Annotated in this window: 17 protein-coding genes; 9 read left to right on the top strand and 8 right to left on the bottom strand. The window is 51.6% G+C overall.

Going from position 1 to position 20032, the window contains the following annotated elements; genetic code table 11:
- Positions 1–164: 164 nt before the first annotated feature.
- The 3 genes from ACQYWX_RS16920 to ACQYWX_RS16910 form a co-directional block, all read right to left on the bottom strand.
- Positions 165–464 (bottom strand): hypothetical protein, encoded by a 300-nt coding sequence (locus ACQYWX_RS16920; protein ID WP_431685661.1) that lies wholly within the window; start codon positions 462–464, stop codon positions 165–167.
- 115 nt (positions 465–579) lie between these two features.
- Entirely contained in the window at positions 580–2043 is a 1464-nt protein-coding gene (locus tag ACQYWX_RS16915) for a winged helix-turn-helix domain-containing protein (RefSeq protein WP_431685660.1), read from the bottom strand.
- Positions 2044–2153: 110 nt separating this feature from the next.
- Positions 2154–2927 carry a helix-turn-helix domain-containing protein gene (locus tag ACQYWX_RS16910; protein ID WP_431685659.1) on the bottom strand — a complete coding sequence of 258 codons (774 nt, stop codon included), beginning with the start codon at positions 2925–2927 and terminating at the stop codon, positions 2154–2156.
- 259 nt (positions 2928–3186) lie between these two features.
- Here ACQYWX_RS16910 and ACQYWX_RS16905 point away from each other — a divergent pair, with 259 nt between their 5' ends.
- Entirely contained in the window at positions 3187–3537 is a 351-nt protein-coding gene (locus tag ACQYWX_RS16905) for a hypothetical protein (protein ID WP_431685658.1), read from the top strand.
- A gap of 75 nt (positions 3538–3612) precedes the next feature.
- Here ACQYWX_RS16905 and xdp1 read toward each other — a convergent pair whose 3' ends face one another.
- Positions 3613–4353: an exosortase-dependent surface protein XDP1 gene (xdp1, locus tag ACQYWX_RS16900; protein WP_431685657.1), complete on the bottom strand. Its 741-nt coding sequence runs from the start codon at positions 4351–4353 to the stop codon at positions 3613–3615.
- A 519-nt stretch (positions 4354–4872) separates the two neighbouring features.
- Positions 4873–6573 (bottom strand): hypothetical protein, encoded by a 1701-nt coding sequence (locus ACQYWX_RS16895; protein WP_431685656.1) that lies wholly within the window; start codon positions 6571–6573, stop codon positions 4873–4875.
- A gap of 288 nt (positions 6574–6861) precedes the next feature.
- On the opposite strand from ACQYWX_RS16895, the gene ACQYWX_RS16890 reads away from it, so the two are divergent.
- The 5 genes from ACQYWX_RS16890 (at position 6862) to ACQYWX_RS16870 (ending at position 14005) form a co-directional block, all read left to right on the top strand.
- A complete protein-coding gene (locus ACQYWX_RS16890; protein ID WP_216738215.1) occupies positions 6862–7191 on the top strand; it encodes a hypothetical protein in 330 nt (109 codons plus the stop codon).
- A 339-nt stretch (positions 7192–7530) separates the two neighbouring features.
- Positions 7531–10209, top strand: a complete 2679-nt coding sequence (locus tag ACQYWX_RS16885) for a hypothetical protein (RefSeq protein ID WP_431685655.1) — start codon at positions 7531–7533, stop codon at positions 10207–10209.
- A 446-nt stretch (positions 10210–10655) separates the two neighbouring features.
- Positions 10656–11492: a formate/nitrite transporter family protein gene (locus tag ACQYWX_RS16880; protein ID WP_216738213.1), complete on the top strand. Its 837-nt coding sequence runs from the start codon at positions 10656–10658 to the stop codon at positions 11490–11492.
- An 81-nt stretch (positions 11493–11573) separates the two neighbouring features.
- Complete coding sequence (locus tag ACQYWX_RS16875; protein WP_431685654.1) at positions 11574–13292, top strand: protein kinase domain-containing protein; 1719 nt, start codon at positions 11574–11576, stop codon at positions 13290–13292.
- Between the two features lie 188 nt (positions 13293–13480).
- On the top strand, positions 13481–14005 hold the full coding sequence (locus ACQYWX_RS16870) for a hypothetical protein (RefSeq protein WP_431685653.1): 525 nt from the start codon (positions 13481–13483) through the stop codon (positions 14003–14005).
- 21 nt (positions 14006–14026) lie between these two features.
- Here ACQYWX_RS16870 and ACQYWX_RS16865 read toward each other — a convergent pair whose 3' ends face one another.
- A complete protein-coding gene (locus ACQYWX_RS16865) occupies positions 14027–14830 on the bottom strand; it encodes a helix-turn-helix domain-containing protein (protein ID WP_431685652.1) in 804 nt (267 codons plus the stop codon).
- 189 nt (positions 14831–15019) lie between these two features.
- Here ACQYWX_RS16865 and ACQYWX_RS16860 point away from each other — a divergent pair, with 189 nt between their 5' ends.
- A complete protein-coding gene (locus ACQYWX_RS16860) occupies positions 15020–15937 on the top strand; it encodes a serine/threonine dehydratase family protein (protein WP_431685651.1) in 918 nt (305 codons plus the stop codon).
- A 353-nt stretch (positions 15938–16290) separates the two neighbouring features.
- Here the strand turns inward: ACQYWX_RS16860 and ACQYWX_RS16855 are convergent, their stop codons facing one another.
- Positions 16291–16734 (bottom strand): DUF6210 family protein, encoded by a 444-nt coding sequence (locus ACQYWX_RS16855; RefSeq protein ID WP_431685650.1) that lies wholly within the window; start codon positions 16732–16734, stop codon positions 16291–16293.
- A gap of 380 nt (positions 16735–17114) precedes the next feature.
- Between ACQYWX_RS16855 and ACQYWX_RS16850 the strand changes: the two genes are divergently transcribed.
- Entirely contained in the window at positions 17115–17615 is a 501-nt protein-coding gene (locus tag ACQYWX_RS16850) for a hypothetical protein (protein WP_431685649.1), read from the top strand.
- 214 nt (positions 17616–17829) lie between these two features.
- On the top strand, positions 17830–18222 hold the full coding sequence (locus tag ACQYWX_RS16845; RefSeq protein WP_127970847.1) for a YybH family protein: 393 nt from the start codon (positions 17830–17832) through the stop codon (positions 18220–18222).
- A gap of 99 nt (positions 18223–18321) precedes the next feature.
- Here ACQYWX_RS16845 and ACQYWX_RS16840 read toward each other — a convergent pair whose 3' ends face one another.
- Positions 18322–19908 (bottom strand): ABC-F family ATP-binding cassette domain-containing protein, encoded by a 1587-nt coding sequence (locus tag ACQYWX_RS16840; RefSeq protein WP_431685648.1) that lies wholly within the window; start codon positions 19906–19908, stop codon positions 18322–18324.
- Positions 19909–20032 lie beyond the last annotated feature (124 nt).

The raw sequence follows: 20032 nt of genomic DNA, 5'->3' as shown, positions 1-20032 counted from the left end.
ATGGGGTTTCTCCGTTTGCGTTGTTGATGAAACGGATGTTAGGGCGACCCCATGCGCCGCTGAATCTCGCGGCTATCCAATCGCTCTCTAATTTATCTCAAATTTATATTAATGCTTGTAAATCAATGGATTGAAGGGCGCGTGCGAGTCTGAAATCAGGCGGTTCAATCGAATAAATGATTGTCGATCAGCACGGCGGAGACCTCGCTGAGAGGGATGACCGCATCAAACGTTTCCCGATTGCGCAGCTCCTGCAGGCGAATCACTTTGGCTCCGACTTCTTTTAATACCCCGTGCAACTCGACGCCGGAATTCAGCAGCACGCCGATCTTTTTGTCCGCCTGTCCGCGCAGCACGTCTTGCAGAGAATCATTCTCTTTGATCACCAGTTTGGGCTCCGCGGCAAGCGAAGTCGTCGACATAAGAGCGATCCATATCCCAAGCAGCCAGGTTTTAGCATTCATGATCAGTACCTTTAAGATCCCAATGGAACATTCATCTATCGGACTATTAACATGGCCTGACATGCGCAGGCCCTGTCGTGACGGACAAATAGAAGGAAGCTATTTGTCCGTCTGATTAATAATATAACGCGCAGGTCTTCTCAACGGGGTCGCCTACGACGGGTTTGAACGACAACTGAATCGCCTTGGGCTGCTGTTGCTCGCATAGGAGATAGGCGTCCAGCGAGGTTTTGTCTTTGTGCTCAGAACGCCACCAGCCTGTTGGGGTTAAGGCGACTTTGTCCGCGCCGTCGGCGCAGCGGCTTTGCAGTTGTTCCTGGGTGAAGAAGTCGCTCACCGTTGCACCAGTGCGTTGCGCATTGTGACTGACCACGCCGCATCCAACCGGGTTGGAGCTGCTGTCTGTGCAGCGTTGTGAGCCCCATATCCAGCCGAACTCAATGGCGTCGATCCAGGTGGGGTCCTCAGCGTTGAGAAGGCAACTGGCGGTTTCATCAATGCCAAGACCTGCCAGTTCTTCACGGCGAACCCCGTACCAGTACTCTGGATCTTTAACGGCGTTAGGGTGATTCGTGGTTAGGGCGGCGGGCAGGGCGCAATGTTTTTCCGCCGTCGACGTCTGCAAATGAATGGATTGCGGCAGGTATCCCGCACAGACCAGCGACGCACGAGCGCCGCCGCGTTCGGCGATGTCGACTTCGCCGTCGCCTTGCGCCATGCAGCGGTCTTTTAAAGTGACGAAATTCAACAGGCTGTTGTTTTTGTGCCCCTGTCGCTTGTGGTTGTTCTCACAGAAGAAGATGTCGCCGGCGATATCGCCTGTGTCCGCGGATTGGTAATAAGAGGAACTGATCTGCGCCATGCGCTCACCGATGGCCAGACCAAACTGCCCCTGATCCGTCTCCAGCATGCAGGCGCTGGCGGGGTCGATGCCAAGGCGCTCCATACGTCCTGCATCGACGCCACACCAATAAGTCAGCGCCGGCGGCGCATCCTCACGGCCATACATGAGCTTGACGATAAGCGCGACCCCCGCCAGCAGGAGTAGCGAGCCGCCCACGATCATGGACCTTCTGCGCCGTGGCGGGGCGATGGATGTTGTCGAGTGAGGCGTCGCCTCCGTTGCTGGTTCAGCAGGCGGCGGTTCTATGGTGTTATTCGGCGCTTTTTTGGTCTCCGGTTCGGGAACTGGAGTTTCCACAGGCTCAACGGGAGGTGGGGAGGCCATATCCGGTTTGAGCGCATACGGAATGACGGAGACTTCCTTGAGCAGGCGGTAGCCCTTTTTAGGAATCGTCTCGATGTATTCAGGGGCTTCACTGCTGTCGTTGAACGCTTTGCGCAATTGCCAGATGGCGGTATTCAGCGCCTGCTCGCCGACATATTCGTTTTCATTCCAGACTTTCTGTATCAGTGTTTCCCGGCTCACTGTACGACCGGGATTTTCCGCCAGCGCCAGAAGCACTTTGCAGACTTTATCGCTCAGCTGATGCTCCGCCGCTTCACGATAGAGCCGGTTCGTTTCCACATTGATGCGCCACTCGCCAATTTGCATTTCTTCATAATCTCGGTCGGACACGGGGCACTCCTGCGCTGAAAACGGTTGGATTGCATTATACAAATCTCTTACCGGATATCAGCACAGGAGTTAAGAGTTATTCTCAATTCACTGGGCTCGCCTATGGTTGCTCAGGCCACGCAGATTTTAAGTTCAGATTCGCTCAGCCATAACTGCGAGGGGCAGATGCCGAACAATAACTTGTGGCACTTATTTAAGTGCGCCAGATCCGCGAATCCGGAATCATGCGCGGCGGTAGTCAAATTACGGCTGCGGGAAAACTGCTTGATGAAATACAACACACGAACCCCCAGGCGAAAGCGCGAGAATGAAATATTGGTTTCCTGCTTGAACAATCGACTGAGATGTGCGGCGGAAATCGGCATAAGTTCCGCATAATCGTCGATGGATTGGGAAAGATCCGGATTCTTCAACAATAATTCGATCAGCTTGCGAACTCTACGATCCATTAAAGGTGGAGAAAGCGGATATTTTTTAGGGTTTAAAATCTGATCCAATACCTCCTTGGCGTCATTGGCGCACGGACGCCTCTTATATAAGTCCCGGAAAGCGCGAGCAATATCACACGCGTCCAGGAAATCAAAAAGAAGCCCGTCTTGCTCACAACAATAATAGTTATAGGTCAGGGTGGTTTTAATATTGCGCCAGAAATGAGATGACACAAATGCAATACGTTGGTTGCTTAAAATGAAATCGCAACGGACATTAGCAGGAATCATCAAACAGCGCGTGGAAATAACCTCGCCATTCGCCAGTTTAACGTCAAACTCATTATCCAGACTGACAATAAAACTATCCGCAATATGTTGCCAATGATAGGTCCCATCAAAGCGACCCATATAAAGACATAAATTGTTCCAATGATAATACAGCGACTGATCCATTTTTCACCTCACGCATCGATCAAATGTCAATGCGATCGATTATCGAGAGGCGACGATTTTCATGAATCTCGCGGGTATCCGGTTTCTCTCCAATTTATCTCAAATTTATATTTATTATTAAAAATCAACTAGTTGAGTCTGGGGTGGCGCCGCTCTCCCAACCTCCGATAAAGGCCGTTCAGTCAGCGTAGGGGCTCCCAATGGCGCTTTTTGGACATGGGTGAACTACGCTATTAAATTATTCAAAAGGCGTGTTTTTATGGGATATATAAGAGACTTGAACGACTCTTTTTCTACTGCTGATGCCGAAGATTTAAAGATATATAGCGAAAATGGAGAGCTGACGCTCCACTATCAGGACTGGCGGGAACAAAAAGTCGAAATATGCTTCAACGACGTTGTTGCATATCAGTGGAGCGAAGCGATGGAGTTACTGGACGGAGAGCGGGATGACTCATGCTATGAAATCTGTGACTCCGAATGGATTAAGCTGCATTGTGATCAAGGCTTAATGCATGAGAAAAGCCACCGGCATTACAAATTTAATTTTAATGATACTGGCCAACTGGAAGTGTTGGCGGCCGGTTACAACATAAAAGAATCCCTCTAATAAATAAGCGTATACATGATAAAAGAAAAGCCGGCGCAAGGCCGGCTTGGAATCGGGCGCTACTTAGATGCTAGATCAAGAGGCCTTGCGGCGACGCGCCGCAAAAAGGCCCGCCAGGCTCAGGCCGAACAGGCCCAGTGCGGTTGGCTCAGGACACTCAACGGTGTCGATGGTCAGCATCTTCAATTTGAAGTGATCGTTCAGTTCGTTGCACAGCTCGCCCAACTCACCAAACGCGGGATTGTAAGCGCCAATCAACCAGAACTTGGAAACCAGATCCGTGCTGGTCGCGGTTTCTTTGGTCATGGTGTTGGAGTAGTTGCCAGCCACGCTCCAGCCGTCGCTGAGCAGGCCTTCCCAATCTTTATCGTTCAGATTGTAGGAAGAAGCGCCGCCGGTGTAGGCGAGCAGGGAGACATCTGAGTCGTAGGCGTACCAGCCGTTTTGAAATGAACTCAGGCTGACTGCTTCAGAGAAGGACAACATGATCATGTCAAAATCGCCGTCGCGACCTGGATCATTGTCTGTGGAGTGCTCTGGGGTGGCGCAACGAGTCTTGCGGTATTCGTCGTCGTTACAGACTCCAAGACCATTCCAGCGACCCAGACGGGCGCCTTCGATTTTATCGTCCGCAGGACCTTTTGTGTCGCTCCAGCCGGTTACGGTGAGGTTCATACCGTCTTTCGAATAAGAAAGAGAGTTATTGTATGAACCGTAACGAACGCCTTCGGTCAGGTCCCAGGTGATTTGGCTTGCATAGGCGGAAGACGCCGTCAGCGCTGATAATAACAATCCCTTGGTTAATGTTTTTAGCATATGAATACTTCTCTCCATTGTAGATTTACTTAACAAAGCAAATCGACCTCAGCAATTCCTATGCCATGCATATATATCAACGGTTTTGGCTGTATAACAAGTTTTTAATGTCAATTAGTTTGACAAAATATAAAGCGAAAACAATGTCATCTTAATGTGATGAGTAGTTACTTAAACAGGGTGAATTGATTATGAAATGGCCCGAAATAAACAATGTTTAGCAAAACTAATCTAAACCCTATAGTTAATAAGTTTGAGTCTGCCAAAATGGTTCTCCATTAAGGGATAGTCTTTTGAGAGTATATGAAAGAAAAAGCCTAGGGTTTTCCAGTGTAAAGGTGGGATTACACTGATACGAGCGGCTTTATACACTTTGTTTAAAGGGCGTATGGACGCTGTCAGCAAAGTATTAAATCAGCAGAAACGACAGGCTATTCGAACGTCAGAATGCAAAAAGGCGACAATGGTGACGGTCCCATTATCGCCAAGGATAAAGCAGCTAAGGCTTAAAGAAACGGATTATTGGAGATAAAAGTTAACGGTCTTCTCGTCGCTCCAAACGCCCGTCGCATGCTCGCCTTTTATGGAAATAACATAGTTACCGGTTTGCCAGTTGCGGTATGCGCTGGACGGCGCCAGTTCCACATTGTAGGTATATGAGTAGGGGGCGTTGGAGGAGCTGGTGGCCAGCACGTTCCAGTCGCTCCAGCACTGGCTTGTAGACGAGCCTGTCGCTGGATTAATGCATTGTCCGTTACGAGTAATCTTGCGCTGGAAGCGGGAGATTTTGTCGTAACTTTTTGCGTTCCAGCGAAACATAACATTGCTGCTGTCGTTTTTACTGACCCGACTGGGTGACAAGGTAAGCTGGCTCAACTTGAAAGCGCCGCCAGTGACATTGATGAACGCCGTATTGCTCAATTTGCCGCGGTTGTCTTCCGCCACGACGCCCCATTCGCCGGACTGCGGCAGCAGGTTGTCTTTGGTTTTGAAAGACACGCTGTAAAGCGTGTATGGACGATAGTCATTGTCATACTCTACCCGGGATGAGAATTCCGGAGCGCTTGTGGTCACCGCCGTCGTCAATAGATCAACGGTTTTTGACGGTACGGATACGCCCCCTGGCTTCTCCGTCAGCCAGAGCCGTTGAATCGGCGACAGGGAAGTGAACTTATAGCTATTGCTCGCTTGATAGGTCACCTGAGGGAAGAAACTGCCGTTGATGCGGAAGTGAGGATCGCCGCCGCCGGCGAAATTCTCAATGCGCTCCACCCAGCTCTGGTCGAAAAAGTACGAATCGGAAATATCCGTGTTGTAGCGGCCTTTGAAAGGGTCGACCAAATGCGGTGAAATTTCCATGTGCGTATGCGTGCCGCGTAGCCCCGCGTCACCAGAGTAGCCAATTCGCGCCAGCCGTTGCAGAGAGCCGACCCGAGCAGGCAGCTGGATGCGGGAGGAGGGCGCAGGCGCGCAGTTATCCGGGTATCCAGTCACATCGTTGATCATGACTGTCCCACACTCCAGATGCAGCAAACGCGTACTCATTTTGCTCCAGCTGGGAATATCATCGATACATTGTTTCAGGGCTGGGCCTGATGGAAATGCGCGAGCGCAATCCTCCGGCGTTTTGTTCAGGTAGGTGGTCAGGTACAGATGGTTGCCGGCCGACCCCACTGGTTGATTGGGCGCATCCTCCACGCCGTCGTAAATGCCAGTCACAAATGTGTCGGCGCCTTTGGGGAACGGGTTAACGAGATAGTTGCCGGATTCGCCGGTTTTGCCGAAATCAATGAAGCTGGTCCAGAAGTCCGTTCCGCTGTGCCCATCGTAAACCGGTTTGCTGGCGTCGCCGTCGTACGGCAAGGTGCTGGAAGAGTGACTATGGTCGTAATAGCGCCAGATGCCCCGGAACTTTTTCCGTTCTACGGGTAAGGTGATTTTCGGATAGTAGCGACGGGCGAACTCTTTCGGGTTGCTGTAAAACAAGCTGCTGGCCTGCGCTTCGGTAATAGCGCCGCTTTGCAGGTCTTGTCGCAAGGGATTGCTAAAGTGATAGTCCTCAAAGCGCACGGTAGAGGCTTTCTGCGGCGACTCGCCAGCGTGGGCGATCGTAACGGCAGCCGCAGCGCTTATCGCCAACGCCAAAACGCCGGGGAATGTCCGCATAAATAAGTGTGGTGAAGAACGGTTAGATTTTGTTGATTGAGATGAACGCGACATAGATAAATTTCCTTTTACTATGATTGGATCTGCGCTGAGCGCCTCTTGGTGCGGTCGCTTTCAACGCAGCGAGGCCATCTTATCCACGAGGCATTTTGCTGACTTGTAAAAAAACGGCGCCATTAAAGAGGCGAGACTTAAGATATTGCGCACTTGGAGCATGCCGATGACGGTTGTAGTTATTCTGTCATGTTCATGGGGTATACCTATCAATAGCCAGTAGCGCTTCTCAAGCCCATTCTGATCCACGAATGGCCCCTTCAAATACGCAACAGAAGTCACTTATCTATGCAAGTACGGTTGGTTGATCACTCATGGTTGGCTGCCGGGGATGGAACTCTGGATACGGGGATGATGCTGTCCCTGGTCAATCGCAAGCTGGAGCAAATCAAAGACATTGCGCAGTGGATTGCGCGCAAAAGCGGGGAATGCGCCCTGGAGCGGGTGCTCAACTATACGGCTTTGGTGAACGCGCTTTTGCGTTGCAAAGATTCTCTTACCGACCATGACGAGTCCTTCAGACAGGAAGTTTTCTGCGCGCTGAACGCACACGCCACCGTGCAATTGCTGGCGGCGGAGCGGAAAATTCATTATGAGTTTGGGCATATGGATGTATGAAGCAGCTATTTCAGCAGTGAGAATAGACCACCCTCCATGCCTTTCTGCTTAAAGCGAAAAAAGAAATCGCCTGCGTCCAATCAAGTAAAAATTTCAATAGAGTATCAGGTTTTTTTAAGTAATTATTTTGTGTCTTTATTGTATCTTTTTGAAAATGGGTTGATGCGAAAAATAATATTCATTTTTTGGCGGTATTGAATATATGGTACTAGTATAAATTTTGGCGATATAGAGATCATAGGCGCACGGATTGCGAAGCTCTCTGTGCGGTATTGTATCGCTCCGCTTTAAATATGAATTTGAAGTCGGTTTCTTTCATCATGTTTAAAGGACTAAATTATGAACATGAAAGCGCTCGGAGCTATTCTATTTCTAATTTCAGTTAAATCCCTCGCATCCCCATGTAATCTGGATGGCGTTGAGGCATGGGCCGCCAGCTTTCCCAAAGCAGTAATTGAAAGTCATAACAACTCACCCACTCGGGGTGTTGGAGACGTGACATATAAATATCTGTTTCCGGAATATGAATGCGGCAGAGGCGATGACTCGCCTCTGGATCTGGTTTTTATAACTATTGATGAGCTCGATGAGAGTCTTTTTGAGTTATTGTCCCGCTTGATTGAAGAGTTGCCAATTGATGCGGTGGTGACGGAAATTAATCATGCCAACACAGAATTGAATATCGCCCGCATTGGCTATTATCAATTTCTGGAAAAGGTGAAGGACTATCAGGCGCAGGGGTGCCTCGACATGCCCCAGACGGAGCTCGCCTGTACAGCCCAAAGACGGCACGCCAAGCAGATAATAACGCACTCCCTTAATAAATTTCGGGCGGGTCTGGACGGGTTCAACCCACAGATTGGCAAACTCCGATCCATACGTAACAGCGGCGTAGGGTTTGAGGCGAAGCAGGGGCTGAGCAGTCTTCTCAGGCAAATCATACAGTTGACCTCTATTCAAAACACGCTTTTGTCCAGGGCGGTTGTTGAATTTAATGACGCTGCGGACAAGCTCGGAGGATTGATTGACGGCGTGCGTCAGCCCAGTCAAGAGATTGCTGACGCGGCTAGTGACGCTTGGTCAATCTATTTGGGAGACGAAGGTCAAGTCCATAATTATTTTATTACCGCCTATGAGGAAATGAGGAATCAGCTCGTGGAAAGCGAGCCGGAAAATGTAAAGCTCAAGCAGTGGCTGGATTCTTCCGGAAACACGCACTGTACTCTTAAAGACGGTAATCTGGACATATATTTAATTGAGGAAAGTGACTGTGAAGTTGACGTCGCCCAGGATATAAGGCTCCTTCGGCAGAGAGAACTCTATTTTAATCAACTCTATATTCGCTCCACTGTTTTGCCATACGCCAGAAAAGTAAGTGACGACACAGGAAATGAGCTTTCAAATCTGGATTTGAAGGCTTGGTTTTACAGAATATATAACAATAGTCCTGAATATTTTGGTAGACAGGAGATAGATGGTGGCGACGGTTTACATGGCGTTATATTCTATCGAGAGTTGTTTGATCCATTAAACTACAGAGCGCACTATCAGGGGCGTGATCAAGCGCTGGCTAAATATCAGGATGAACGATTCTATATAAATTATATAAAGCGTAGGGAGAATCTGTTCAGACGTTTTGAAAAGTATCCCAATATTCAAGGTTATGACAGCTACTTAACTCCGACAAAACGTATAGGCTCCTGGTCGCCGGACCCGAGCCGTTTTCTGAATCATGGGCTTTGGCGTGAGTATTACAATAATGAAGATAAAATATCTCTGCTCTCGCAGCAAAGAGAGATATGGGAAAGTAATGACGACAACCAGGGGCTGTTGCTCAATGGATACTTCGTTGAGCCTGGGTTTGTGACATTTAAGTACAGACTTGAAAATGCACAGAGTCTCTCCAGCAAAGTGACTGTGTACATCGATGGACTCTCCGTACTCGAAGATACGGGAGAGAGTGGGGGTTGGAGTCAGTTCAACGGCTATCTGTCGAAAGGCTTTCATACCTTGGAGGTATATCATTCAAATGCGGATAGCGTCGTTTTAGTTGCAGATGTTGTGCATCCGCCGCTAAGGCCGGTGCGCTGGAGCCAGACTGACGAGGCGCCGATACCCAGCGATATCGAACAGGAAGGAGACTGGCATGGCGTGCTGTGTCCTTATGGCGCCTATGCGTCAGGCGTTCAAGTCTCATTAGGGCCCTCCAAGTCTAATAACTGGGAAGATGAGCGCGGTATCGAAGCTATGCGCCTGTACTGTACAGACAAAAACGGGAACCGTTCCGTCATTGTCAAAATAAAGGATGAAAGCGTCTTTACCGACTGGGGCTTAAAGTCAGCCTGTCCCCCAGGGGAACATTTCATGGATGTGAAAGCCAGGAGGAATAGCGTTCACGACGGAGGCGATGAAACCGGCGTTAACGCCATTGAGTTCACCTGTAGTGGTGGAAGGAAAGTGGCGCCGGATAATGTTCTCCACATGGGAGAGTGGAGCGATCCGTTGTCTTCCGATAAACGGGCTATTTGCGGCGTCAAAGGGAAGATTCAGTCCTTTCAGGGAAGAGACCGCGATGATACTGGGCTAAACAGCCTGGAATTCGTCTTTTGCGGGTACGAGGAGGAAACGGAAAGTGACAGGGAGGCGGAAGCGCTATTCGCCGACTATGTCGACGTTGAGGATAAGCGGCTACGCATTTTCGATATCGGTCACCCCGCCAGCGCAAACCCTGACGCTGATATCAACCCTGGCGTCGCATGTGTGACTGTAGGGGATAAATTTCCAGAAATTTTTCACGGTGATTATGTGTTCACCCATACCTTCTATGGCGGTAGACCGGAATATCGTCGCACGGATGGCGGTTACATGTTGCGCTACTGGTCTTCCGCATGGCGACTATGGAAGCCGCGATGGGTTCCAGAAGACAATAATCGTCTCAGCTATTATTGGCAAACATGGTGGGGTAGCAGCGCCTATACGCCGGAGGAGTCCTCATCGTATATATCACCGTGCCTTTAGCATTGGTGATATCCGGGGTCTTTAGCTGGCGTCACTTGTGGTGCTGAAGCGGAGGTAAAGGGGTAAGGCTCCGATACCGATATTGATACCATGGACTCGGACGTGAGAGTTCGGGTCCATTTTTTTGCACTAATTCTGATGTCTGTCCCCTCTAGGCTGCACCGGATGCGAGCGAAGGTCTATGCGGCGTGGCTGTCAAATTGCCCTATTATAGGGCGAGACACTATATAACTTGCTGTTTCTAAATAGGTTTAATGAACCCCTGGCCTCTAAATTGCGTTATTGGAGTCAGCATTTGCGTGGCCGACGCCAAAGTGAGTCCATCACTGTAAATGAGCAGGGCATAAGGAGTATGGACAGATATTCCTGGAAAAGGACGCCAATTGGTCGTGACCGGCCAACGCCAAATGCCATCACCAAACTTATAACATGATGTGAGAGTTGCAATGGCTTACTTAATCCCCTCAGAGTTTGTGACCAAGATGGTCGATGCTGGCGAATCAAAAATCTTCATGTCTACGCGAGACACCTTGATCCGGGCGTATATGGCGGGCGCTATACTGGCGTTGGCGGCGGTTTTCGCTGTCACGGTTGCGGTGCAGACGGGCGTGTTTCTGGTTGGCGCCATGTTGTTTCCTGTTGGTTTCTGCATGCTCTATCTGATGGGCTTCGATCTGTTGACTGGCGTGTTTGTGCTCACGCCTCTGGCCTTGCTGGATAAACGTCCGGGCGTGACGACCCATGGCGTTTTGAGGAACTGGGGGCTGGTGTTCCTGGGCAACTTCGCCGGCGCGCTGACGGTGGCCTTCATGATGGCTTTCGTGTTCACCTATGGTTTTAATACGGACCCCGGTGCGGTGGGAACCAAGATCGCCAGCGTGGGTGAGGCCCGTACTCTCGGCTACGCGCAATACGGTCTGGCCGGATGGCTGACTATTTTTCTGCGCGGCATGCTGTGTAACTGGATGGTGTCCATGGGCGTGGTCGGCGCGATGATTTCTACGACGGTTTCCGGTAAAGTTCTGGCGATGTGGATGCCTATCATGTTGTTTTTCTTCATGGGATTCGAACATTCTGTTGTGAACATGTTCCTATTTCCCTCGGCCATGATTATGGGCGGCGATTTCTCTATCATGGATTACTTCATCTGGAATGAAATTCCGACTGCGCTGGGTAATCTGGTGGGTGGATTGGCTTTCACCGGGCTGACCCTGTACAGCACTCACTACAAAACAGCGCCGAAACGCAAGCTGGCGGCGTCCGGTAAAGAAGCGATGGCTTGATCGGAGCGCCTGATTACACAACACCTGAGGACAGTTGCCGGCCCCGGCGTCTGCGAACGGACGTCGGGGCTCACTACATTTATGCGCAATGAGCTGACGCTTTCCTTCGGTCAATGGACCGATAAAGGCCGCAAAGAGATCAATCAGGATTTTCATGGCGGTTGTGTTCCCAAGGGCGCGCAACTGACGATGAAAGGCGCTGCGTTTGCGATGGCCGATGGGGTCAGCAGCAGCTCGGTCAGTCAGGTCGCCAGTGAGACGGCGGTGAAAAGCTTTCTGGAGGACTACTTCTGCACCTCCGACGCCTGGACAGTGCAGCATGCGGCCCAACGAGTTTTGCGGGCGACCAACTCCTGGCTGTATGCGGAAGGGCAGCGCAGCGTTTATCGTTATGACAAGGAAAAAGGCTACGTCTGTACGTTTAGCGCTGTGGTGTTCAAATCCGACATCGCGCATATCCTTCATGTCGGCGACACCCGCGTTTACCGTCTGCGGGACGGCGCTCTGGAGCAGTTGACCCACGATCACCGTTTGTGGGTGTCGCAAAGTCAGAGCTATCTGAGCCGGGCGCTGGGATTCAGAGAGCATATTGAAATCGACTACCAGCCATTGCGGCTCAGGCTGGGCGATATCTTTATCATGGCCACCGACGGCGTGTATGAATATTGTGACGCTCATACCTTGATCGAGGCGTTACAGGAGCCTGATGATCTGGACGCCATCGCCAAACGCATGGTCGATCATGCGTTGGAGCAGGGCAGCAAGGACAACCTGACGCTGCAGATCATTCGCGTTGAGGCGTTACCCTGTGACGTGGATTCTTTGTTCCAACAACAGGTGGAAACCCTGCCGCTTCCCCCGATTTTGCAGGCTGGAGCGGAGTTCGATGGTTATCAAATCCTGCGCTGCCTGCAAACCAGCAGCCGCAGTCATGTTTATCTGGCGGTGGATATCGCTTCGAACACCAAGGTGATAATAAAGACGCCAGCGACGGATCAGCAGGGCGATCCTGCCTATCTCGAGCGCCTGCTCATGGAGGAATGGATCGCCCGCCGCATCAATAGCCTGCATGTGGCGAAGGCCGCGCAATTCGAGCGACCGCGGCGCTATCTCTACACGGTGAGTGAATACATCGAAGGCCGAACGCTGAGCCAGTGGCTGCGGGATCACCCGCGACCGGATCTGGAAACGGTGAGGGGCATTGTGGAGCAAGCGGCGAAAGGGCTGATGGCTTTTCACCGCATGGACATGCTGCATCAGGACTTAAAACCGGACAACCTGATGATTGATGCGTCCGGCGTGGTGAAAATCATAGACTTTGGCTCAACCCGGGTAGGCGGTGTTGCGGAGAACGATCAAGGCCTGCGCCAGCCCAACCTGCTCGGCGCCGCCTTGTACGCCGCGCCGGAATACTTCCTGGGAGAAGTCGGCTCCCCTGGCTCTGATCTCTATTCATTGGGCGTACTGACCTATCATCTACTGTCCGGCGAATTCCCCTATGGCGCCGACGTCGCCAAAACCCGCACCGCTGGCGCACAGAAACGTCTCACCTACAAATCCGTGCTCAGCGAAGAACGAGACATTCCCGCCTGGATCGACGCCACCCTCAAGAAAGCCGTCCAGCCCAATCCCCACAAACGCTACACCGAAATCTCGGAATTCCTCCACGACCTCCGCCACCCAAACCCCGCCTACCTCAACCAGACCCGGCCTCCCATTATGGAGCGTAATCCGGTGATGTTTTGGCAGGGGGTATCGTTGGCGTTGTTGGCGATTTTGATCTGGCAGGTAATGAGATGATGAGTAAAGGCGTCACCCTTGTCAGTGCAAGAGGTTATATAACCTTGCGCGTGAATTTGTATTTGCCGTACAGAGTTGGCGAGTCTAAGTTTTTATTCTGAGCCGGAACATTTACCACTTCAATCTCAAAAGTTGGGAGGGAATGTGATGATAGCGCTACGTTTGGCAATTCCACAGTGATTGGCGTTATGAAATTAGTGGTTAGAAAATTAAAAGGACTGCCAAGTCGTTTAAAGGGGGTTGGTGAGAACATAATTTCCGCAGTTCTGATAGCCATCATATTTGGGCTTTGGAACGACTATTTCTATAAAGTTGATCGTTTGAGTGGGCGCTGGAAAGTAGAGTTCTATGTTGAGAATTCCGAGTACAACCCATACAAGGGAATGACAGCTACTCATGAAATTTTTCTAATCCAAAATGGCCTTGGTATTTCTGGTTTAGGTGAAAAGGTAGCGGAAGAAACAAATAGCGAGTCCATTGCGTATCACCCTTCCAAGAGAAGCCATTCTGAAATTTCAGGCACGATAACGTATAAATTCTTTTCTGATAATCTGGTCGACTTAACTTTAAAGGAGGATGGGCTAATCAGAAAAAGCTCAACCTTTGTTCATTTAGTCGCCGAGTCAAGCGACAGCATGTCGGGGACATTCTTTTCGACAGCAGCAAATTCAAAAGGCGCCGTTTCTTTCAAGCGAATCCAATATGGCCAGTAGTTCTATTGCGTCTGTTCACACCTAATACCCCGACGGAGCCACCCCAAACGCCTGTCTGAAACTCCGGTTAAAATGGCTTTGGTCGTAGAAGCCGACGCGTTGGGCGATCTGTGCGATGGAGAGGGAGCCTTGGGTCAGCAGGGCGCAGGCTTGTTCCAGGCGGAGTCGTAATAGCCAGGCGTGGGGCGTCATGCCTACTGTGCGTTTGAATTGGCGGAGAAAGAGGAATCGGCCCAGTCCGCATAGGGTGGCTAAATCGTCCAAGGTGATTTTTTCGGATAGATTCGCCAGACAGTAATCCTGCATGCGTCGCCACCGGGCATGGGAGAGGGCATTGGGATCGCGTCTGGGTTTGATGGCCCTTGTATGCGTGAATAATGCCTCCAGCACTGACAGCCATTCTGACTGAACCGCCAGCGTGGAAACTCTCTCTGAGCGCATGGCGTTGTGAAGATGAAAAAGACGGGTCGCAGTCGCTGAATCCTCAAAGACATTGCCAAACAGTTCCGGGCCAAGATGCACGTCGCTCAGTTCTGCGCTGGCCTCCTGCATCAGATTGTAAGGCGCTCTAAAGGTCTTTAGCGTGTAGGCGTCGCTATCGCAGGCGCCGTCATGAATTTCTCCCGGTGGCATCAGCGAGATAAAACCGGGGCCCAGAACCCGTGTCTCCCCTTTGTATTGCTGACGCTGCACGCCTTCAGTAACGATACCGATGTGATAATCCAGATGATAATGACGGCCGAAATCAAACTGGGCGAAGCGACCTGCGCTTAGAACCAGTCCGGGTATATCGGCGCTGCGTTGATACTGAATGCTGTCATTCATGGGCGATTGGAAAAGCTGAAGTCAGACGTGAAACCTACGGAGCAAAAGGACTATAGCAAGCCTTATCATCTGCTGGAAGGCTGGGGCTAGCGTCAATATTTTACAAGGCAGGTGGTTCTTTCTGAGCTATCGTCCGTCCAGACAGGAATATTTTCCATACAAAATCACGAGGAAATGAGGGGGAGCGTAATGAGCCTGCATATCGAAACGCCTTTGCTGGAATCGCGACCATTGAGCATGGCGTCGCAACGTTCGATCTGGTTAAAGCTGGAGGCGCTGCAGCCGCCGGGCTCTTTCAAGATTAGAGGCGTGGGCGCCGCCTGTGAGCATCATAAAGCGCAGGGCGCGCAGCGTTTTATCTCCTCATCCGGCGGCAATGCCGGGTTGGCGGTGGCCTACGCGGGGCGTCGTTTGGGCGTTCCCGCCCTCGTGGTCGTGCCGGAAACCACGACAGAAAGAGCCAAAGAGCTGCTGCGTCTGGAGCAAGCGGAAGTAATCGTTCACGGCGGAAGCTGGCAGGAGGCGAATGAGCATGCGCTGGCGCTGGTTGGCGCCTCGGACGCCTTTATTCATCCCTTTGATGATCCCCTGCTGTGGCGGGGGCATGCGACCATGATAGATGAAGTCGCCAAGACGGGAATGAAGCCGGACGCGGTGCTGCTCTGTGTGGGAGGAGGAGGCATGCTCTCTGGCGTGGTCGAGGGCTTGCAGCGCAATCAGTGGGCGGATGTTCCCGTTATCGCTGTTGAAACTCAAGGCGCAGCGTCCTTTCACGCGGCGTTGGAGGCTGGTCATAGTGTGGAGCTTGAGCGTATCGACAGCATCGCCACGTCCCTGGGCGCCAAGCGGGTCTCGGCAAGAGCCCTGGAATGTGCGAGGCAGCATAGTATTCATAGTGTTGTCGTCTCTGACCCCAGCGCGTTATCCGCCTGTGAGCGCTTTCTGACGGATCACCGTATTTTGGTCGAGCCGGCGTGCGGGGCCAGTCTGGCGGCTGTGTATGAAAACCATCCTGTTCTGGCGACGTTCGACAGGATTTTGGTGATTGTCTGCGGCGGGGCGACAGCGACGATTGATCAAATTCGAAAGTGGGCGGAAGCGGGATAAGTGTGTCGCTCTGGGAGGCCCTTCGACAGGCTCAGGGCGAACGGGGGGGATTGTCGTTTTTGGTTTGCTTACGTGTCCTCTCCTTTATCGGAAAGGCGGCAGCGATCTGGCTGTCTGGCTGTCTGGATAATAACAACCACCAAGAAACCGTTCGCCCTGAGCTTGTCGAAGGGCGGCAGTCGCGTAGTGGCCTTGAGCAAAACTGACCCAACGGGAAATAACGTCCACTTGAGCCGACTGGGTTGGAGGCGCTCTGGAAAGCCCTTCGACAGGCTCAGGGCGAACGGAGTGATGGGGGGGAGTCGGATAATCTTGCTGGGAGGTCCTTCGGCAGGTTTAATGCGAACGGGGCGTCAATCGCTATTCTGCCAGGTCAGCACGCCTTTCCTGGGATAAGGGCCGAAGCCGTTGAAAAGTGAGCGGCCTTCCACTTCGACAATATTGATATGTATCCATGCTTCATGGGATTGACGAAGCATACTTCGGTCGACGCTGATTTGGTCATCAAGCGCATACTCTTTCAATATCGCTTCTATCGCCCGGGCGTCATCTTCGGATAGGCCGCGTGTCGCCCCTACGCCGAACCAAGGGTGGCCGGTGAAGTAATTTTCCAGTTCATTTTCAGGGCTGACCAGATTCAAGTCCGGTATACCAATTGTGTTCGCAATCGGGATCAATACGCCTTCGTATTCGGGCTGCAAGCAGGCGGTTCCGCCGGTTTGATTGCTGTAAATCACCCCGGATTTACAACTGATAATAATGGCGGTTCCAACAGATTCGTATAAGGTGATTTTCATGGTTGTGCGAGACCCTGACAGGCTTTGGCTAGGAAAGCAGTTTCTTATTTATAACCAGCGCTTCGTTGATGCGGAATACTGTTTCGCCAGATTGCGAATGCGTTTATTGGCGCCTTGGTCTGCGAGTTCTTTCATCATTTCCCGATCCATATCGCTACGTTCCAGTAGGATTTAAAGGACTCTATCACTTCCAGACAATCAAGTTCCTGAGGCTGTTAAAACTAATATGAATGTCAGCGTTAAGCGTCGACGTGTAACTTGTCGAAAACGTTAGAAATTCTTAAAACAAATCGCTCTGCAAATTAGGTAGGATTGGCGCTGACGCCAATAAAAATCAGGCGCAGGAAACAAGATAGAATATTACCTATAAGAGTATCCCTATGAGCATAGAATCCCTTATCGGCACATGGCTGCTGGATGGAAGCATTTCCGTCAGCAGCGACATTGCACAGGAGCCGGGCGGCGAGCATGACGACAGAATCAAATCAGGGCTGCGCGGCTCCGGCGAAGAGTTGGTGGATAGAGTCGCTCCGGCCAGCGGGTTGACGTTAACCATAGAAGAAAGTGGTTTCTTTACTGAAGAAAAAGAGGGCGAGCCCCAGGTTAAATGGTTCGACACGGACGGCGTTTTAACGCCGCAGGTGGTTCCGTTCAGCGGTGTGGTGAAATCACACAAGTCCGGCGTGTTTCTGCAGGCGGACGACATTCCCTCGTGGGCGGCCCCAACCAATCGATATTCAGTCATTCTCCGCTATGACGATGGCGACACCACCATCAGTGACCAGATTTATCGCGTGGACGATAGACTGGTGCGCACGGTGAATGTGGTGACGGATGAAGCCTATCTTGACCGTACGGTGATTGTTTACAGCAGACTCTAAAAAGCAACTCGGCGACCATCGATGAACCATGGTCGTGGCGAGCTTGTCACTCATCGAAGAAGGGATGCTTCGATAGAGCTAAAAATGCGCGCTTATATCGATGCACTTAAATTCCGCGTTATTGGTTATTTGCCTCAATGTCCGCATGCGTCTACTTTTTAATCGATAGCCTGAGTGTAATAACAACCCCTAACTGATGAAGCGGGAGGTAAGTATGAACGTTTCAACAGAAGTCCAGGCCGCTATTCTTGCGGCGGAGAAGGTGTTTATGAACACTTTCAGCCAGGGCGACGCCGCTGGCATCGCCGCCTGCTACACCGATAATGCGCAACTGATGCCTCCCCATGCCGACTTTGTGGAAGGGCAGCCGGCGATTCAAGGCGCGTTTCAAGCCTTCATGGACATGGGCGTCAAGGAAATGAAACTGGAGACCCTCGAAGTAGAGGGTTATGGGGACGCTGCGTCTGAAGTCGGTAAGTTCGCGCTTGAAGGCGAGGGCGGGCAAGTGCTTGATCAAGGCAAATACGTTGTTATCTGGAAAAAAGAAGCCGGGAAATGGAAGCTGCATCGGGACATTTTTAACAGCAGCGTGCCGGTTCCTCAGTAACAGGATAGGCGCTTCTCGCCATTGGCCTGCCGGACTGACTTCATGGGCGATCACGTTTACGCGTGACGCCCTGAATGACGCCTTTGCGTCATGCCTTATTCAGGCTGCACCGTCCAGGCTTATCTCCCCACTTACGCCTATATCGGCGATAAAGTCCTGGTCATGACTGACCACTAACAAGCTGCCGGTGAAGTCACGCAGGGCTTGCGCCAACATCAGCCGGGAATCCAGATCCAGATGGTTGTCGGGTTCGTCCAACAACAATAGGGTGTCGCCGGGTTGATGACTGATAGCCAGCATGGCGACTTTCATTTTTTCACCGCCGCTCAAGGTGGCCACGGCTTGATCTGCTCGCTCTCTTCTTAGTCCAATTCCCGCCAATAGCGTGCGCTGGTCTGTCTCCGACAGATGAGGGCAGAAATGCGCCAGGTTTTCCTGTGCGGACTTGGCGGTATCCAACAGGGTGAAATGCTGATCCAGATAGCACAGTCCGGCGCGGACCTGAATATCTCCTTGAAGGAGCGACAGGCGTCCGGCGATAGCTTTCAATAAGGTGGATTTACCGCTGCCGTTGGCGCCGGAAAGGCGGATTTTTTCTCCGAAATCGACAGAGAAGGTGATGTCATTTTCCTGTTGGATGTAAGGCAGGCGCACTTCAGTGATATCCAGAATGCGGGAGACGCGTTTTTCTGTTTTGCCCAGGGACAGGCTCTGCTGTTTGAGCATTTCATGCTGCTTGTTCAGCTTGCTGAGCTGCTCCTGCGCCTGCGCCATTTGGCGGTTCTGGTTGCTTTCCCGGGCGCCGCCGGCGCGTTCCGCGTTCTGCTTTTTGTTGTTCAATAGAATCTTCGCCTGACTGCCTGATCGCGCTACCTGCTTGCCCTGGCCGGCCCGTTGCTGCGCCTTTTCCCGGTTCTTTTGCATGGTTTGGCGCATCTGTTTGATCTGCGTCTTTGCATGGTCGATGCGTCGTTCCTGGCTGGCCAGTTCATTGGCGCGCTGTTCGGCGTAAACGTCATAGGCTCCGCCGTAGTGATGCACGCCGAGGCTATTCAGCTCCAGAATGTCGTCCACGCAACGCAGAATATCGCGATCATGACTGATGATCAGAACGCCGCCGTGGAAGCGCCGCATCTGTTCGATCAGCCAGCGTTTGCCCTGTTCGTCCAGGTGGTTGCCTGGTTCGTCGAGAATGAGATAGCCGTAATTGGATTGGAAAAGTTGATGCAGCGCGAGCCGGGTCAGCTGACCGCCGCTAAGAGCCTGACAGGGTAAAAAGGGGTCTACAGGCAGTCCCAGCGCTAATAATTGCTGCTCCAGTTCTTCCCGCAGCAGCCAGTTGTCGCCGATCAGTTCGAAATCATGAGACTCACATCCGCCCTCAGCGACTCGGGAGAGGGCTTCCAGCTTATCGCGAACACCTAGAAAATCGCTGATAGTTTCATGCTGAACAAGCTTTTCCTCCGCGCCAATCTGTCGCAGCCAGCCCACTCGGCAAAAAGTAGTGACCGAACCGGAATAGGGCGTCTTCTCCCCTGTCAGCAACGCCGCCAGAATCGACTTGCCCGCCCCGTTGCGACCTACCAGCCCGGTGATTTTATCGTCCAGGGTGAACGTCAGATCGGAAAACAGGGTGTCGCCGTTATCAAAGCGATAAGTTAAATTTTGCACGCTGATGCTGGCCATAAAACCTCCTGTAAATGGCGGAAAGAGACGCGCCTTGGAATAACGCCAGGAATAGTTCGCTGATGAATACGGGGGCGAAAATGGCGTTGGGCGGCGCGTGAGGAAAACCGGGAGTAGAGTAGCT

The sequence above is a fragment of the Hahella sp. NBU794 genome (assembly GCF_050749805.1).
Lineage (GTDB): Bacteria > Pseudomonadota > Gammaproteobacteria > Pseudomonadales > Oleiphilaceae > Hahella.
The sequence above is the reverse complement of the archived record's forward strand: the minus strand, read 5'-3'. Positions and strand labels throughout refer to the sequence as shown.

Coding starts and splice junctions, on each gene's coding strand:
- ACQYWX_RS16920 (WP_431685661.1), bottom strand. CDS start 464: ATGAATGCTAAAACCTGGCTGCTTGGGATATGGATCGCTCTTATGTCG.
- ACQYWX_RS16910 (WP_431685659.1), bottom strand. CDS start 2,927: ATGGATCAGTCGCTGTATTATCATTGGAACAATTTATGTCTTTATATG.
- ACQYWX_RS16905 (WP_431685658.1), top strand. CDS start 3,187: ATGGGATATATAAGAGACTTGAACGACTCTTTTTCTACTGCTGATGCC.
- xdp1 (WP_431685657.1), bottom strand. CDS start 4,353: ATGCTAAAAACATTAACCAAGGGATTGTTATTATCAGCGCTGACGGCG.
- ACQYWX_RS16895 (WP_431685656.1), bottom strand. CDS start 6,573: ATGTCGCGTTCATCTCAATCAACAAAATCTAACCGTTCTTCACCACAC.
- ACQYWX_RS16890 (WP_216738215.1), top strand. CDS start 6,862: ATGCAAGTACGGTTGGTTGATCACTCATGGTTGGCTGCCGGGGATGGA.
- ACQYWX_RS16885 (WP_431685655.1), top strand. CDS start 7,531: ATGAACATGAAAGCGCTCGGAGCTATTCTATTTCTAATTTCAGTTAAA.
- ACQYWX_RS16880 (WP_216738213.1), top strand. CDS start 10,656: ATGGCTTACTTAATCCCCTCAGAGTTTGTGACCAAGATGGTCGATGCT.
- ACQYWX_RS16875 (WP_431685654.1), top strand. CDS start 11,574: ATGCGCAATGAGCTGACGCTTTCCTTCGGTCAATGGACCGATAAAGGC.
- ACQYWX_RS16870 (WP_431685653.1), top strand. CDS start 13,481: ATGAAATTAGTGGTTAGAAAATTAAAAGGACTGCCAAGTCGTTTAAAG.
- ACQYWX_RS16865 (WP_431685652.1), bottom strand. CDS start 14,830: ATGAATGACAGCATTCAGTATCAACGCAGCGCCGATATACCCGGACTG.
- ACQYWX_RS16860 (WP_431685651.1), top strand. CDS start 15,020: ATGAGCCTGCATATCGAAACGCCTTTGCTGGAATCGCGACCATTGAGC.
- ACQYWX_RS16855 (WP_431685650.1), bottom strand. CDS start 16,734: ATGAAAATCACCTTATACGAATCTGTTGGAACCGCCATTATTATCAGT.
- ACQYWX_RS16850 (WP_431685649.1), top strand. CDS start 17,115: ATGAGCATAGAATCCCTTATCGGCACATGGCTGCTGGATGGAAGCATT.
- ACQYWX_RS16845 (WP_127970847.1), top strand. CDS start 17,830: ATGAACGTTTCAACAGAAGTCCAGGCCGCTATTCTTGCGGCGGAGAAG.
- ACQYWX_RS16840 (WP_431685648.1), bottom strand. CDS start 19,908: ATGGCCAGCATCAGCGTGCAAAATTTAACTTATCGCTTTGATAACGGC.